General features: G+C 63.0%; 14 protein-coding genes. 8 read left to right on the top strand and 6 right to left on the bottom strand.

Annotation, left to right across the window (positions count from 1 at the left end; all coding sequences use genetic code 11):
- Nucleotides 1-54 precede the first annotated feature (54 nt).
- Both FN835_RS10035 and FN835_RS10030 read left to right on the top strand, forming a co-directional pair.
- A complete protein-coding gene (locus FN835_RS10035) occupies nt 55-1,566 on the top strand; it encodes a KpsE/RkpR family capsule polysaccharide export protein (protein ID WP_246098698.1) in 1,512 nt (503 codons plus the stop codon).
- A gap of 3 nt (nt 1,567-1,569) precedes the next feature.
- Nucleotides 1,570-2,247 carry an ABC transporter ATP-binding protein gene (locus tag FN835_RS10030; protein WP_142663081.1) on the top strand — a complete coding sequence of 226 codons (678 nt, stop codon included), beginning with the start codon at nt 1,570-1,572 and terminating at the stop codon, nt 2,245-2,247.
- Here the strand turns inward: FN835_RS10030 and FN835_RS10025 are convergent.
- Nucleotides 2,244-3,620 (bottom strand): phosphohexomutase domain-containing protein, encoded by a 1,377-nt coding sequence (locus tag FN835_RS10025; protein ID WP_142663080.1) that lies wholly within the window; start codon nt 3,618-3,620, stop codon nt 2,244-2,246. The genes FN835_RS10030 and FN835_RS10025 overlap by 4 nt on opposite strands.
- A 162-nt stretch (nt 3,621-3,782) precedes the next feature.
- Between FN835_RS10025 and FN835_RS10020 the strand changes: the two genes are divergently transcribed.
- The 3 genes from FN835_RS10020 to FN835_RS10010 are packed head-to-tail and all read left to right on the top strand — an operon-like array spanning nt 3,783 to nt 5,628.
- Nucleotides 3,783-4,184 carry a ketosteroid isomerase-related protein gene (locus FN835_RS10020; protein ID WP_142663130.1) on the top strand — a complete coding sequence of 134 codons (402 nt, stop codon included), beginning with the start codon at nt 3,783-3,785 and terminating at the stop codon, nt 4,182-4,184.
- Nucleotides 4,181-4,765 carry a GNAT family N-acetyltransferase gene (locus tag FN835_RS10015; RefSeq protein WP_142663079.1) on the top strand — a complete coding sequence of 195 codons (585 nt, stop codon included), beginning with the start codon at nt 4,181-4,183 and terminating at the stop codon, nt 4,763-4,765. Before FN835_RS10020 ends, FN835_RS10015 begins: the two co-directional genes overlap by 4 nt.
- A gap of 8 nt (nt 4,766-4,773) precedes the next feature.
- Entirely contained in the window at nt 4,774-5,628 is an 855-nt protein-coding gene (locus tag FN835_RS10010) for a carbon-nitrogen hydrolase family protein (RefSeq protein ID WP_142663129.1), read from the top strand.
- On the opposite strand, the gene FN835_RS10005 is transcribed toward FN835_RS10010, so the two are convergent.
- On the bottom strand, nt 5,625-7,088 hold the full coding sequence (locus tag FN835_RS10005; RefSeq protein ID WP_142663078.1) for an MORN repeat-containing protein: 1,464 nt from the start codon (nt 7,086-7,088) through the stop codon (nt 5,625-5,627). The genes FN835_RS10010 and FN835_RS10005 overlap by 4 nt on opposite strands.
- A gap of 131 nt (nt 7,089-7,219) precedes the next feature.
- On the opposite strand from FN835_RS10005, the gene FN835_RS10000 reads away from it, so the two are divergent.
- Nucleotides 7,220-8,890 (top strand): NAD+ synthase, encoded by a 1,671-nt coding sequence (locus FN835_RS10000; protein ID WP_142663077.1) that lies wholly within the window; start codon nt 7,220-7,222, stop codon nt 8,888-8,890.
- 36 nt (nt 8,891-8,926) lie between these two features.
- On the opposite strand, the gene pncB is transcribed toward FN835_RS10000, so the two are convergent.
- Together pncB and pncA are read right to left on the bottom strand one after the other, a co-directional pair.
- Complete coding sequence (pncB, locus tag FN835_RS09995; RefSeq protein ID WP_142663076.1) at nt 8,927-10,234, bottom strand: nicotinate phosphoribosyltransferase; 1,308 nt, start codon at nt 10,232-10,234, stop codon at nt 8,927-8,929.
- A complete protein-coding gene (pncA, locus tag FN835_RS09990; protein WP_142663075.1) occupies nt 10,231-10,827 on the bottom strand; it encodes a bifunctional nicotinamidase/pyrazinamidase in 597 nt (198 codons plus the stop codon). Before pncA ends, pncB begins: the two co-directional genes overlap by 4 nt.
- Nucleotides 10,828-10,921: 94 nt before the next feature.
- Here pncA and trhO point away from each other — a divergent pair, with 94 nt between their 5' ends.
- Nucleotides 10,922-11,821 carry an oxygen-dependent tRNA uridine(34) hydroxylase TrhO gene (gene trhO, locus FN835_RS09985; RefSeq protein ID WP_142663074.1) on the top strand — a complete coding sequence of 300 codons (900 nt, stop codon included), beginning with the start codon at nt 10,922-10,924 and terminating at the stop codon, nt 11,819-11,821.
- Between the two features lie 54 nt (nt 11,822-11,875).
- Complete coding sequence (locus tag FN835_RS09980) at nt 11,876-13,393, top strand: calcium-binding protein (protein ID WP_142663073.1); 1,518 nt, start codon at nt 11,876-11,878, stop codon at nt 13,391-13,393.
- A 71-nt stretch (nt 13,394-13,464) separates the two neighbouring features.
- On the opposite strand, the gene FN835_RS09975 is transcribed toward FN835_RS09980, so the two are convergent.
- Nucleotides 13,465-14,820 (bottom strand): oligosaccharide flippase family protein, encoded by a 1,356-nt coding sequence (locus FN835_RS09975; protein ID WP_142663072.1) that lies wholly within the window; start codon nt 14,818-14,820, stop codon nt 13,465-13,467.
- A complete protein-coding gene (locus FN835_RS09970; protein WP_142663071.1) occupies nt 14,820-16,304 on the bottom strand; it encodes a GumC family protein in 1,485 nt (494 codons plus the stop codon). Before FN835_RS09970 ends, FN835_RS09975 begins: the two co-directional genes overlap by 1 nt.
- Between the last annotated feature and the right edge of the window lie 23 nt (nt 16,305-16,327).

Below are 16,327 nucleotides of genomic sequence, written 5' to 3'. Positions count from 1 at the left end.
CGGCAATATGTAACAAATGCGCGGAAAAGGTAAACCAGCGAAAGCGCCACGGCTTTGAGCAAAACCACTGACCAGACGGGGCCGGGCAATGGCCGGATCGGCACCAGCGGAGCCGCCCCTGTCGAAACGGCTGCCAATATGTCCGCGCCGGGCGCTGGCGGGGACGGGGCAGCCAAGCCCGCGCGCCCGTTTCCGGCGCAGCCGCGCATCCAGCCGATGCAGGCAACCCCCCGCCCGGTGGTCCGCCCCTTTCAGGCGCAATCCGCATCCCAATCGGCCGCAGCGCAAGCGGTGCCGGTGCAGGCCCAGCCCATTCCGGTAAAGCCGATGCCGCGCGCCGTGCCTGCCGGTGCGCCGCAGCCCCCCGCGGTCCGGCCGTCGGCCCCGCCCCCTGCCCCGCCGCGTGCGCCCGGCGGCATGGCGCCCGCCAATGTCCGCCCGACCGTCCCTGCGGCAAATCCTCGCAAGCGGCATTGGTTGTTGCTGGCCAGTTTCCTGGGGATCGTGGTGCTGCCGACGATCTTTTGGGCGTGGTATCTTTGGGCGCGTGCGACCGATCAATATGTCTCGACCGTGGGTTTTTCCGTCCACAAAGAGGAAATCAGCCCCGCCATTGATCTGCTGGGCGGGCTGGCCCCGCTGGCAGGCGGTTCGGGCCCGTCCGATACGGATGTGCTTTACGAATATATCCGCAGTCAGGACATGGTGGAAAAGATCGATGCCCAGCTTGATCTGCGGCAGAAATTCTCGCGAGACTGGCCGCATGATTTCGTCTTTGCCTATGACCCCGACGGCCAGATCGAGGATCTGACCGATTACTGGTCGCGTCAGGTCAAGGTGCTTTACGACACCTCAAGCGACCTGATCACGCTGAAGATCAACGCCTTCACGGCCGAGGATGCGCAGCAGATCGCGGCGGCGGTGTTCCAGCAAAGCTCGGACAAGATCAATGAGCTGTCATCGATCGCGCGAAACGATTCCACCCGATTGGCGCGGGATGAACTGGAACAGACCCGTCAGGATCTGACGCAGGTCCGACAGGACATGACCCAGTTCCGCATGCGCACGCAGATCGTCGATCCGCAGGCCGACCTGACCAGCCAGATGGGCGTGCTGAGCGGTCTGCAGGCACAGCTGGCCGAGGCGCTGGTGGCCCATGACCTGCTTTTGGACAATGCGCGCCCGACCGATCACCGCGTCACGCAATCCCAGCAAAAGATTGATGCCCTACGCCGCCTGATCGACAGCGAACGCCAGAAATTTGGCGCAGATGGCAAAGGTCCGACCGGCGAAAGCTATTCCGCGCTGATGGCCGAATATGAAAAGCTGATGGTAGACCGAGAATTCGCCGAAGGCGCTTACCGCGCTGCCCGCGTCGCCTATGAGGCGGCCATGGCCGAGGCGCGGCGCAAATCGCGCTATCTTGCCGCCCATATAGAACCCAAGATCGCGCAAAGCTCGCAGGCGCCGAACCGGCCGTGGCTGCTGTTCGTGGTTGCGGGGCTGCTGCTGACCTGCTGGTCGATCATCGCGCTGATCTATTACAGCATCCGGGATCGTGCCTGAGCCATGATCCGGCTGGAAAACCTGACCAAGCAATATCGCCTGAAAGGGCGCGAGATGCTGGTGGCCGACCAGATCAATGCCGAGTTTCCGACCGGCGCATCTGTCGCGCTGCTGGGGCGGAACGGCGCGGGGAAATCGACGCTGCTGCGGATGATTGCCGGCACCGTCTCGCCGACATCGGGGCGGGTGGTGTCGGACGGCACGATTTCATGGCCGGTGGGCTTTGCGGGCAGCTTTCACGGCGAACTTTCGGGCGCGCAGAACGTGCGTTTCGTCGCGCGCATCTATGGCGTCGATACCGATGAATTGGTCGATTACGTCGCGGATTTCGCCGAACTGGGCCAGCATTACCACCAGCCGGTCAACAGCTATTCATCCGGCATGAAATCGCGGCTTGCGATGGGCACCAGCATGGGCATCTATTTCGACACCTATCTGGTCGATGAAGTGACCAGCGTAGGCGATGCCGATTTCCGCGCCAAATCGCAGCGCGTCTTCAACGAACGCATGAGCAAGTCCGGCGCGATCGTGGTCAGCCACTCGATGCCGATGATCCGGCAGATGTGCAATATGGGCGCGGTTCTGGATCGCGGCACGCTGACCTTGTTTCACAATCTGGACGAAGCCATCGCCATGCACGAAGCGATCCTGCGCGTGCCCCCCGACATCGTGGGCGACTAGACGCCGCCCAGCAACGCCCCGATTTCCGCCGCCCGCGCATCGACCAGTGCGACATCCCCAGACGATTCAACGTTCAGCCGCACCACGGGCTCGGTATTCGAACGTCGCAGGTTGAAGCGCCAGCCCTCGAATTCCAGACTGATGCCGTCCGTATCATCGCGCGATGCCGCTTGCGGGCCGAAACGCTCCAGCACGCGGGCGATCGAGGCATCGGGATCATCCAGTCGAAAGTTGATCTCGCCCGACGAGGGGTAGGCCGCGATGCGTTCGGACAGCAGCCCGCCCAGCGACTGACCGCTGCGCGAGATCAGCTCGACCACCAGTAGCCACGGGATCATGCCGCTATCAGCGAAGTGGAAATCGCGGAAATAATGGTGGGCCGACATTTCGCCACCATAGATCGCGCCCGTATCGCGCATGGCGCGTTTCAGGAAAGCGTGGCCGGTGCGGGCCTGCACGGCCTGCCCGCCCGCCTCGGCGATCATGGCGCGGGTGTTCATCACCACGCGGGGATCGTGGACGATCTTTTCGCCCGGATGTTTCTTCAGAAAGACCGAGGCCAGCAGCCCCACGATATATTCGCCGGGAATGAAGCGCCCGGTTTCGTCAAAGAAAAAGCAGCGGTCGAAATCGCCATCCCACGCCACGCCCAGATCGGCCCCGTATTCGCGCACCGCATCCGAGGTCATCGGCTGGTTTTCCGGCAAAAGCGGGTTCGGGATACCATTGGGAAAGCTGGCATCGGGGTCGTGGTTCACGCGGATAAAGCGCAAGGGCGCGCCACGGCGTTCCAGTTCGGCCGCAATGGCGTCAAAGGTCGGTCCAGCCGTGCCATTCCCGGCATTGACCAGCACCTTCAAGGGCTTCAGAGCCGCGACATCGACGAAATCGCACAGGGCCGAGGCATAGGCCGACCGCGCTTCGGGAAACGGGGTGATGACGCCGATGCGGTCCGCAGGCTCGAACGCGCCGGACCGGGCCAGTGCCGCCAGATCGGCGAATTCGGTGTCGGGGTCCAGCGGGGCGGCACCTGCCGCGACCAGCTTCATGCCGTTATAGTCGATCGGGTTGTGCGAAGCCGTCACCTCGATCCCGCCATCCGCGCCGTAATGTGCGGTGGCGAAATACATTTCCTCGGTCCCGGCAAGGCCAAGGTCGCGCACATCCGCCCCGCCTTCGGTCAGGCCCTGGATCAGCGCCTCGGCCAGCGCAGGCGAGCTTTCGCGGGAATCGCGCCCCACGATCACCAGTCGCGCGGCGCGGGTCTGCGCAAAGGCACGCCCGATGCGCCATGCAATATCCACGTCCAGTTCGATGCCAAGACGGCCACGAACGTCATAGGCTTTAAAACAGTCGATATGGCGGGCTGGCATCGCAGGAATCATTTGTTTTCCGATCCTTCGGGTGACCGCTCTTGGCTACATCACCTTGTGTCCAATGGGAATGTGGAACCGCAGCGCCGCATCAGCCAAAGGGTGTAGGTGACGGACCCCGCCATGCGCGTTACACCCGACGCGCAGCGATATGAGGATCCGATGGACACCAAAGCCCTGATCACCGCCTATTACGACGCCTTTAACGCGGGGCGGACCGACGAAATGCTGACCTATCTGCATGACGAGATCGAGCATCACGTGAACGAAGGCCAGATCCGCCGCGGCAAGGACAAGTTTCGCGAATTCAACGCCCACATGACCGACAGCTACAAGGAATTGCTGACCGACATCGTGGTTTTCGCCAATGAGCTTGGCGACCGCGCGGCGGCGGAATTCGTGGTCAACGGCACCTATCTGAAGACCGATGAAGGTCTGCCCGAAGCCAGGGGCCAGAAATACGTGCTGCCTGCGGGTGCGTTCTTTACCGTGCGCGACGGCAAGATTGCCCGCGTCACGACCTATTACAACCTTGCCGACTGGACCGCGCAGGTCTGCGGGTGATTACAACCCGCATCCTGACCGGCGAATCGGTGGGGGCCGTGCTGGATGATCTGGCACGGCTGCGGATCGCGGTTTTTCGCGACTGGCCTTACCTTTACGAAGGCGATCACGCCTATGAACGCGAATATTTGAAGGTCTACCAATCGCCCGGTTCGGTCGTCGTCGCGGCCTATGACGACGACGACCGCATGGTCGGCGCCTCGACCGGTGCCCCGATGGAGGACCATGCGGGCGATTTCGCCACCGCCTTTGCCAACCGACCGGAAAGGCTGGAAGAAATCTTTTACTGCGCGGAATCCGTCCTGCTGCCCGCCTATCGCGGTCATGGGCTGGGCCATGCGTTTTTCGACGGGCGCGAGGCGCAGGCCCGCGCGCTTGGCAGGCGTTACAGCGCATTTTGCAGCGTGCAGCGGCCCGCAAACCACCCGCTGCGACCGGCGGATTACCGCCCATTGGATGACTTCTGGCGCAAAAGGGGCTATGAGCCGCTTTCCGGCGTCGTCGCAGAGTTCGACTGGAAGGATGTGGACGCGCCGGTCTCGACCAAGAAACCGCTGCAATTCTGGATGAAAACCCTGTGACACGCGAAATCAAGATCGCCGCCGCCGCATACAAATTCGACTGGTTCGACGACTTTGACGCCTACCGTGCCAAACTGACCCGTTGGGTCGAAAAGGCTGCTGATTGCGACCTGCTGGTCTTTCCCGAATACGGGGCGATGGAACTCGCCTCGTTGGGGGGAAAGCAGGTCGCGGGCGATCTGGAGGCATCGCTGCACGAAGTCGCGCGCCATGCCGAGGCCCGCGACGCGCTTCATGCCGAACTGGCCGCCGCGCATGGCATACATATCCTTGCCGCATCCGCCCCGCATTTCGACGCGGCGCGCCCGGTGAATCGCGCCGTGCTGTTCGGGCCCGAAGGTCGCATCGGCCATCAGGACAAGCAGATCATGACCCGCTTCGAACGCGAAGAATGGTTTGTGCAGGCCGCGCCGGGATTGCGCGTCTTTGACACGCCCGTGGGCAAGCTGGGCGTTCTGATCTGCTATGACAGCGAATTCCCCCTGCTGGGCCGCCAATTGGCCGAGGCCGGGGTCGAAATCATTCTGGTTCCGTCCTGCACCGACACGGTTGCGGGCTTTAACCGCGTCCGCATCGGGTCCATGGCACGTGCGCTGGAAAGCCAGTGCATCGTCGTGCAATCGCCCACCGTGGGCCTGTGCGACTGGAACCCCGCGATCGACGAAAACCGCGGCAGGGCCGCGATCTATGCGCCTTCGGATGGTGTCTGGCCCGAAAGCGGCATTCTGGCCGAGGGCGAGATGGACCAATGCGGCTGGGTCAAGGCCAAGGTCGATCTGGAAAAGGTCCGCGAAAGCCGCGAAGACGGGCGCGTGCTGCCCTTTGCCCATTGGCCCGAAAGCGCAGCCAGCGCGGTGATCTAGGGCGCTGGCGGGCTGGCTGCGGGTTCGTCCGGCACGGCACCTTCGGGTGGGGCGGCAGCTTCGGGCGCGGCCCCTTTGACCGGAGTGGCAAGGCTGTTGTCGTTCCACTGCCCTTCGGCGACCTGTCCCGTCGAATAGCGCATGACACCCGCGCCCTGACGCTTTCCGGCGACGAAATGGCCGGTATAGACATCGCCATTAGCATAGGTCGCAACGCCTTCGCCGTCGATCTCTCCGCCGGTCCAGCCGCCTTCATAGCGGAAACCGTCGGGCGCGATCAGGCGCCCGCGCCCATGCCGCAGCCCGTCCACGAACGATCCGTCATAGGTCGTGCCATCGGCATAGGTCGCCTGACCCTGGCCATGCCGCTGCCCGTCGCGCCATGCGCCGTTATAGACATAGCCGTCGGGATAGGTCATGCGGCCCTGCCCTTCGTTGCGGCCCCGCTTGAAGCCGCCTTCATAGACCAGACCGTTGGCGTATTTCGCAACGCCCTGCCCCTCAATCACGCCGGCCAGCCAGTCGCCGTCATAGCTGGAGCCGTCGGGATAGGTGATCAGCCCTTTGCCTTCGGGCATGTCGGCCCGCAGCGCGCCCTCATAGATCGAGCCGTCGGGATAGGTGATGCGCCCCAACCCCTCCATCCGGCCTTCGACCCAATCGCCAGCATAGACATAGCCGTCCGTGCCGGTGAACGTGCCCTGACCGGAACGGCGGTCGGCGCGGAAATCACCGTCATAGCGGTCGCCGTTGGAATAGGTGGCAATGCCGCGCCCTTCGCGACGCCCATTGGCAAAGCGCCCCTCATAGGCATCGCCGCTGGCTTGGGTCAGCTTGCCCTGCCCCGCCATCTGGCCCGCAGACCAGCCGCCTTCATAGGTCAGGCCGTCCGCCATTGTCAGCTTGCCCGTCCCGGACCGCTGGTTCGCCTTCATCTCGCCTTCATAGGTCGAGCCGTCGGGATAGCTGATCTTGCCCCGGCCTTCCTTGACGCCCTGTTTCCAGCCGCCCTCGTAGCGATAGCCATTATCCTGCGTCAGCACGCCCTGCCCGTCATGGAGCGCATTGACGAAGCCACCCTTATAGACCGAACCGTTGGCGTAATGCGCCTCTCCCTGCCCGGTGATCTGGCCGTCCCGCCAGTCGCCCTGATAGGTGCCACCATCGGCATAGGTGATCTTGCCCCGGCCATTAGGCTTGCCCTTGGCAAACGCCCCTTCGTAGACCGAGCCGTTGGGGAACTTGGCGCTGCCTTGTCCCAGGATCTCGCCCTCGACCCAATCGCCGGTATATTCATAGCCCGAGGGCAGCTTGTATGTGCCGCGCCCGTGCTGCTTGCCGTTGCGAAAGGTGCCTTCGTAAATCGCGCCGTCGTCATACTGCTTGGTGACGACGCCTTGCGCCGCGGCCATTCCGGTCCCGGCCAGGAAGATCGCGCAAGCGACCGTGGCTGCCTTCATCGCTCCTGCCCTTTCGCATTATAGCTGCTTTTGCGCGAGGTTTACCGCATGGACCCGCGCGGCGCAAAGCCCGACTTTCCCTTTCGCTCCGGCTCGCCTATCAACAGGGCGAAACCGGGAAGGATCATGACGTGGCCGACAGATTCCGCATCACCCTTGGACAGTTGAACCCCACCGTCGGCGATCTGCCCGGCAATGCGGCAAAAGCCCGTGTGGCGTGGGAACAGGCCCGCGCGGCGGGTGCCGACATGCTGGCTTTGCCCGAAATGTTCATCACCGGCTACCAGACGCAGGATCTGGTGCTGAAAGCCGCCTTTACCGAAGACGCCATGGCCGAGATCGAAAGGCTGGCGCAGGACTGCGCCAACGGCCCCGCCATCGGCATCGGCGGCCCATTCGCCGAGGAAGACCGGCTTTACAACGCCTATTACGTCCTCAAGGACGGCAAGATCGTGGCCCGCGTGCTGAAACACGAATTGCCGCATAAGCAACTTTTCGACGAGTGGCGGCTGTTCAATGTCGGTCCAATCAGCGGCCCCTATGCCCTGAACGGTCTGCGCATCGGCAGCCCGATCTGCGAGGACGCCTGGTGGCCCGAGGTCGCCGAGACGCTGGCCGAAACCGGGGCCGAGATCCTGCTGGTCCCGAACGGCAGCCCCTATCACCGCAACAAGCTGGACCTGCGCATGGGCCATATGGTCGCGCGCGTTGTCGAAACCGGCCTGCCGCTGGTCTATCTGAATTCGGTCGGCGGACAGGATGACCAGCTTTACGACGGCGGCAGCTTCGTGCTGAACCCCGGCGAGGATGGCGGCGCGGTCAAGGTCATGCAGATGGCACCCTTCGACGAGATGATCGAGCATCTGGATTTCGAACGCACGCCGCAGGGCTGGCGCGCGGTTCCCGGTCGGATGGATCACCAGCCCGACGAATGGGAACAGGATTACCGCGCCATGACCGAGGGGCTGCGCGACTACATGCGCAAATCCGGGTTCAAAAAGGTGGTGCTGGGGCTTTCGGGCGGCATCGACAGCGCGTTGGTCGCGACCATTGCCAGCGACGCGATCGGCCCGGAAAACGTGCGCTGCGTCATGCTGCCCAGCGAATACACCTCGCAGGCCAGTCTGGACGATGCCGCCGATTGCGCGGCCCGTCTGGGCGTGCGGCTGGACACGGTCCATATCGAAGGGGCGCGCGACGCGGTGGGTCAGGCACTGGCCCATCTGATGGAGGGCACCAGGCCCGACACGACCGAGGAAAACATCCAGTCCCGCCTGCGCGGCGTGATGCTGATGGCGCTGTCCAACAAATTCGGAGAGCTGCTGCTGACCACCGGCAACAAATCCGAGGTCGCGGTGGGCTATGCCACGATCTATGGCGACATGGCGGGCGGCTACAATCCGATCAAGGATCTTTACAAGACGCGCGTGTTCCAGACCTGCCGCTGGCGCAACGACAATCACCGCGACTGGATGCGCGGCCCGGCGGGCGAAGTGGTGCCGCCGCAGATCATCACCAAGCCACCTTCGGCAGAACTGCGCCCCGACCAGAAGGATCAGGACAGCCTGCCCCCCTATGAGGTGCTGGACGCCATCCTTGAGGGGCTGGTCGAAAAGGATCTGGCGCTGAAGGATCTGGTTGCGCAGGGCTTCGATCCCGACACAGTCAAGAAGGTCGAGACCTTGCTTTATGGCAGCGAGTGGAAGCGGTATCAGGCAGCGCCGGGTCCGCGCATCTCGACCAAGGCGTTCTGGCTGGATCGCCGTTACCCCTTGGTCAACCGCTGGCGTGATAGCCTGTAAGGCGAATATCTGCGCGGTCGATCCCGCGCAGACGGCTTAGACCACGACTTCCAGCCGTTCCTGCTGGCCCACGTCGAAGATCTGGCGGTAATGTTCGATCAGATCGGCGGGGCCGGTGGCTTTCTCGGGGTTGTCGGACAGCTTCACGGTCGGGCGCCCTTCGGCAGCGACCGCCTTGCAGACCAATGAGAATGGGGCAAGCCCGTCGCCCGGAACCAGCCCGCGGAAGTCATTGGTCAAAAGCGTGCCCCAGCCGAAGCTGACCTTGACCCTGCCCTGGAAGCGCAGGAACAGTTCCTTGATCTTTGCGACATCCAGCCCGTCGGAAAAAATGATGAGCTTGTTGCGCGGGTCTTCGCCCCGGCTTTGCCACCAGCGGATCGCCGTCTCGGCGCCCTCGGCGGGATCGCCGCTGTCGATGCGGATGCCGGTCCAGCCCGCCAGCCAGTCCGGGGCCTTTTCCAGAAACCCTTTGGTTCCATAGGTATCGGGCAACATCATGCGCAGGTTGCCGTCATGCTCTTCGTGCCAGTCGGCCAGAACGCGGTAAGGCGCTTCGCGCAGCTCGGCATCGTTATTGGCAAGCGCGGCATAGACCATCGGCAGTTCATGCGCATTGGTCCCGATCGCCTCGATGTCGCGGCGCATGGCGATCAGGCAGTTCGAGGTGCCGGTGAAACTGTCGCCCAGCCCCTCGATCATGGCCTGCACGCACCAGTCCTGCCACAGAAAGCTGTGCCGCCGCCGCGTGCCGAAATCGGCGATGCGCAGATCGGGACCAAGCTCGCGCAGCGCCTCGATCTTTTCCCACAGGCGGGTCATGGCGCGGGCGTAAAGCACCTGCAATTCGAACCGACCCATGTCCTTCAGCACGGCGCGCGAGCGCAGCTCCATGATGATGGCCAGTGCCGGGATTTCCCAAAGCATGACCTCGGCCCATTTGCCTTCAAAGGTCAGCTCATATTGCCCGTCACGCTTTTCAAGCTGATAGGCGGGCAGGCGCAGGTTCTCCAGAAACTCCATGAAGTCGGGACGGAACATCTGGCGCTTGCCATAGAACGTATTGCCGCGCAGCCATGTGCTTTCGCCGCGCGTCAGCGACAGGCCGCGCACATGGTCCAACTGCTCGCGCAATTCGCTTTCGTCGATCAGATCGGCCAGCCGGATCTTGGACGAGCGGTTGATCAGGCTGAAGGTGACATGCGTGTCGCGCCGATTGCGAAACACCGACTGGCACATCAGCAGCTTGTAGAAATCCGTGTCGATCAGTGACCGCACGATCGGGTCGATCTTCCATTTGTGGTTATAGACCCGCGTCGCAATATCCACAGTCGCCGTCATCATACCAGTTGCACCCCCGCATCGCGCATGTTGTTGCGTGCTGCCTCGCGCGAACCGTTCAGGTCGATGGCGCGGGTGGCATCTTCGATCACCGTGACGCTGAAACCCAGACGGGCCGCGTCCACCGCCGACCATGAAACGCAGAAATCATGGGCCAGACCCACGAAATACAGGTCCTCAAGATGGCGCTCGCGCAGATATGCCGCAAGGCCGGTCGGCGTCTTGTAGTCGTTTTCATAAAACGCCGAATAGCTGTCAATATCGGCGCGGAACCCCTTGCGGATGATTGCATCGGCGCGGCGGGTGTCCAGATCGGGGTGGAATTCCGCGCCCTGCGTGCCGATGACGCAATGCGCGGGCCACAGGACTTGCGGCCCGTATTCCATTTGCGTCAACGAGAAAGGCTCGGCCCCCGGATGGTTGTCGGCAAAGCTGGCATGGTTCGCCGGATGCCAGTCCTGCGTCAGCACGACCGTATCGAAATCCGGCATCATGGCGTTGATCGGTGCAACGATCTCGTCCCCTCCGGCAACGGCAAGCCGTCCTCCGGGGCAGAAATCCACCTGCATATCCACCACGATCAGCGTTCTGGTCATGGAGTCCTCCTGTTTCACGCCAGTGGTAGGCGGGCATCCGGGGGGCGTCAATGCCGTGCTTGATTGCGGCGCGCGCCGGGTCTAAGCCCCGCCCATGCTGATCGTTGCCGCGCTATATCATTTCACCCGATTCCCCGACCCCGCCGCCCTGCAGGGGCCGCTGGCCAAGCTGTGCTGTTCGCTGGGGGTGCGCGGCACGCTGCTGCTTGCGCCCGAAGGGATCAACGGCACGATCGCGGGCACGCGCGAAGGCATCAACGCGGTGCTGGCCCATATCCGCGCCCTGCCCGGCTGCGATACGCTGGACTGGAAGGAAAGCGGGGCCGACACGATGCCGTTCGGCCGCATGAAGGTTCGCCTGAAGCGCGAGATCGTGACGATGGGCCAGCCCGACGTGGACCCCAGCGCCTCGGTCGGGCATTACGTCGAGGCGCGGGACTGGAACGCCCTGATCAGTGCGCCCGATGTCGCCGTCATCGACACCCGCAACGATTACGAGGTCGAGATCGGCACATTCGTCGGCGCGGTCGATCCCGAAACCCGGACCTTCCGCGATTTCCCCGCATGGTGGGAAGAAAACGCCCACCGCTTTCAGGGCAAGCGCATCGCGATGTTCTGCACCGGCGGCATCCGCTGCGAGAAATCGACCAATTACCTGATGTCGCAAGGCGTCCCCGAGGTATTCCACCTGCGCGGCGGCATCCTGAAATACCTTGAGGACGTCCCCGAGGAAAAAAGCCTGTGGCAGGGCGAATGCTTCGTCTTTGACAAGCGCGTCAGTCTGGGCCACGGGCTGCGGCAGGGGCAGCACGAACTTTGCCACGCCTGCCGCCGTCCGCTGTCAGCCCAGGACCGCACCCGCCCTGAATACGAGGCGGGCGTCAGCTGCCACCGCTGCCATTCCGAATATGACGATGCAGACCGCGAGAGGTTCCGCGAACGCCAGCGTCAGGCCGATCGCGGCGAATGTTTCGGCGATGCGGATATGTCATAGACCTTTTGATTTTATTGCCTAGCCTCTGGGTGCAACACAACCAGAGGTTTATACATGCCGATCAATATTCGTGGAACGAACAGCCGGGACGTCTTCAACCCGCTGGATCTTCCCAATAGCCGCGATGACGTAATTGCACATCTGTTGGATGGCGACGACGAATTCACCGGGCGCGGCGGCGTCTCGTATCAGGTCTATGGCGGTGCGGGCGACGACCGCATCACCACGGCCAGCAACGGCAACGAATTGCGTGGTGACGGCGGCAATGACACGCTTTCCGCGGCGGGCGGGACGAACGCCCAGCTTTACGGTGGCGAAGGCAACGACCTGCTGATCGCGGGTGCGGGTAATAACTATCTTAACGGTGGACAGGGCGCAGACACGATGCGCGGCGGTTCCGGCAACGATCATTTCGTGGTCGATTCCGCGATGGACCAGATCGTTGAGCCGTGGCAGGACGCCGCGGGCCGGCCCAATACCTCGATCGATACGGTGTCGGCCTCGGTCGGGTGGACGCTTGGGGCCAATCTGGAAAACCTGACGCTGACCGGCTCGGCCCGCAATGGCATCGGCAACGGGCTGGACAACCTGATCCTTGGCAATAACAGCGACAACCTGCTGCTGGGCGGCGCGGGCAATGACACGCTGGAAGGGATGCTGGGCGACGACACGCTGGACGGCGGCGCGGGCACCGATACATTTCTGGCCGAAACCGGGGCGGCGCTGAAACTGGATTTGCGCATCACCGGCCCGCAGCACACCGCGCGCGGCATGGATGTGGTGCTGAACATCGAAAACGTCACCGGCGGCGCCCATGACGACAGCATCATTGGCAATCTTTACGCCAACCGTCTGGATGGCAGCGACGGCAACGACGATCTGCAAGGCATGTCCGGTCATGACACGCTGCTGGGCGGCAACAATGATGACGTGCTGGACGGCGGCATGGGCGATGACACCCTTTACGGCCAGCTGGGTCGCGACAGCCTGGAGGGCGGCGAGGGCAACGATTACCTGCATGGCGGAGACGGCATCGATTTCGTCGTCTTCACCGGACCGCAGGACGGCGCACAGGATGTCAGCGTGGACCTAAGCCGGACCGGACCGCAGAATACCGGCTTTGGCCTTGATACGCTGATCAGCATCGAGAACATCAAATCCGCGTCGGGCAATGACCAGTTGGTCGGCAGCGATGAGGCCAACCTGATCTGGGCCTATCGCGGCAATGACACGATCTGGGGCGGCGAAGGTAATGACACGCTGCACGGCGAAGGCGGCGACGACCGCATCATCGGCGGCACCGGAAACGACATGATGTCGGGCGGATATGGCAGCGACCGTTTCGTGTTCACCGCCGGTTCGGGTCAGGATCGTATCTCGGATTTCAACGCCGGGATCGGCTGGGTCGGAGAGCATGACAAGATCGTCATCCAGTCCGGGGCCGAACGGTTCGCCGATCTGACCATCCGTCAAAGCGGGCATGATGCCATTGTCTCGTTCGGGGACAGCCGCATCACGCTGCAATGGACGGATGCAAGCAATCTGGACGCCAGCGATTTCCTGTTCAACTGACAAAAGCGGCCGGGGATCATCCCCGGCCTGCCAGACATGCGAAAGCCCGGCTGGACGGCCGGGCTTTTTGATCAGTGCAGCAAGGCAGCCGCCACCACGTCGCGATGCAGAGTCAGTGCCACGGCCGCGCCCACGACAGCCACAGCAGCCGCGATGATGTCATGGCGGGGATCCCACGCCTGATGCCGTCGCGCCGTCCATGCCGAAACGGGATAGCAGAACAGATGCGCAAAGCCCTGTGCCACCAACAGCCCCGTCAACCCGCCAAGCCATGCGCCGACCAGCACCAGCCCGAAATAGATCATCGCACGGCTGGATTGCATGACGAAGAAGCCGCGTGAATCCCCCGCGGCCAGTGCCGCTGTTTCATAGCTTAGCGGCACGACCATCAGCATCTGGATACAGGCGATGGCGACAAGGATGCCACCTGCGCGGTGATAGCGGTCATCGTAAAGCTGATCGACCAACCAGGGGCCAACCAATGCAAAACCGATCGCCACGAAAAGCAGCAGGCCGGTAAAGCCAAAGCGCGTGCGCTGCAATGTGCGGCGGTTCTGCTCGCTCTCTCCGGGGGGATGTTCGCGATACATCGGAATGAACAGCCGCCCCGCGATGGCCGTGCCCAGCAGACCGGGAACCGTCGCAAGGAACTGACCGATGTTGTAAATCCCCAGATGCTCCAGCGTCAGGACGCGGCCCAGAATTATCCGGTCGCCCTGAAACAGCAGAAAGCCGCAGATGGTGCTGAAAAAGATCCATTTGCCGAATTTGACGATCTCGTCCCGTGCTTCCTTTTCCATGCGGAAGCGATCGACATGGCCGGGCAGCATGTAATGGAACATGGCAAGCTGCACCACGGCGCCCAGGACCTGCCCCCAGACCAGCGCCCAGACGTTTTGCAGGATCAGGGCGGCGGCGATGGTGATCAGAATGCCGATGCCTTGGTTTGCAAGCTCGATCATGGTCAGGCGACCGACCTGCAGATGCCGCGCCGCCGTGTCAATCCGCGTGGGGAAGAACCCGCCGATCAGCATGGAAATCGCCGCCGCCGGGAAAACCCATGCAAAGGCGGGCGCGCTATAGAACAGCGCCAGCGGCCATGCGATGACGCAGGCGGTCGCAAAGATGATGAAGCCGCGCACGACCTTGATCGTCCACGCCGTATCCAGAAACGCGGGATCGTCGCCGCGCTTGCTTTGCATGATCGACGGGCCAAGGCCCATGTCGCTGAACATGTTCAGCCCGATCAGGAAACTTGAGACCAGCGCCATCAGGCCGAAATCATCCGGGCTGAGGATGCGCGTCAGGATCAGGTTCGAGGCCAGGCGCATGACCTGCCCGCCCCCGAAATTCGCCATCGACCAAGCGCCGCTGCCAAGCGCGCGCGAGGCAAAGCTTTTGCGGGGCGCGCCCGATTCGGCTGTCATCAGGCCAGGCCTTCGGTCGCGGTGGGTGCAATGGCGGGCGATTGCAGACCGGGGATATTGCCCAGCAGCCACATCGCGACGAACAGCCCCGCCGCCAGCAACACGATCATGTAAACCATTGAAATGCGGCGGTTGCGAATATCGCGCGAGGTCGGAAGGTAGGGTAATGAGATGACGGGGCGTGTGCCCGTCGCGCGGTTGAACTGCTCGGTCCGGCGCAGGACGGGGCGCAGGAACTCAAGCGCCAGGGCCACCGCAAAAGCCAGTCCGAAGCTGCCCACCGCCCCCATCACCGCGCTTTTCTTGCGGTTCGAGAATGCCGGATATTCCGGCGGCAGCGCACGTTCCAGCATGACGAAGCGTTCCGCCTGATCGTTGTCCATCAGCAACTGCTGCGTTTCGACCTGCGCAAGCTGACGCGAGATTTCGGCATAGCGGTCCTGCAGGCGGCGCTGCTGGCGCGTCATGGTTTCCATATCGCGCGCGACCTGAGGTGCACGACTGCGGCCCCGTTCGATTTCCTGAATGCGCCCGCGCAATTCGCGACGCTGATCGGCGAGCTGGTCCAGCTGGCGGTCGATCAGCGCGGCCTGACGCACGGTCAGGTCGGAAGTGCTTTCATCGCCCGAATTCAGCCGCGTCAGGTTGTCTTCCAGACGTTTGATTTCAGGATGGCCGGGGGCCAGCGTGCGACGGGCTTGCGCAAGTTCGATCTCGGCGGTGCGGATCTGTTGCACCAGCGTGGCCGAGGGACGGGCATCGGCCCCGATCGGCCCTTCCTCCAGCGCAAGGCGATCGCGCTGAAGCGCCATGATGTCACGTTCCAGCGCGTTGACCGAGGAGCCAAGCTGCGTCAGTTCGGTCTGCAGATATTCCTGCGCCGCCGGCAGCGCGTCTTCGAATCGCGCGTTGAAATCCGCCATCTTGCGATCCAGTTCGGCCAGCGACTCGGTCAGGCGGCTTTCTTCGCTGATCAGAAAGTCACGCGCCTCGACGATGCGGGCTGCGCGGTTTTCGCGGTCGCGGTTCACGACGCTATTGGCAAAATCGTTGGCGATGGCCGCAGCCGTGTCCGGCGTTTCGGCCTGCGCGCTGATGACGATGGCCGCCAGCGACATGCTGGAATCCGCGGACACACCCGGCGCCTGAATGCTTTCGATGCGGATCGAACTGCGCACGGCACCGATCTTGTCGGTTTCGCTTAGGCCGGGCGCATCGGCAAACAGGTGCAGACGGTCGATCACGTCCAGAATGTTCGAACGCGCGGTCAGGCGCTGTTCGATCAGCTGCACCCGACGCGACGCAGGCAGCGACGAATCGCTGCCCTGATCGATGGCCGCAGGCGTATCCACCTGAATCACCGCCGAAGATTCATATACTCGGGGCGAGGAAATGATCAGATAAAAAGAGGCAAGGATGCCGCAGACGATGATCGTCAGCATCAGCGGCAAACGCCGCCTGATCATCGAGATCAAGTCCTGCAAGGATTGTATCGGTCCCAAAACTC

It is taken from the genome of Paracoccus laeviglucosivorans (assembly GCF_900182695.1).
Classification (GTDB): domain Bacteria; phylum Pseudomonadota; class Alphaproteobacteria; order Rhodobacterales; family Rhodobacteraceae; genus Paracoccus; species Paracoccus laeviglucosivorans.
The sequence above is the reverse complement of the archived record's forward strand: the minus strand, read 5'-3'. Positions and strand labels throughout refer to the sequence as shown.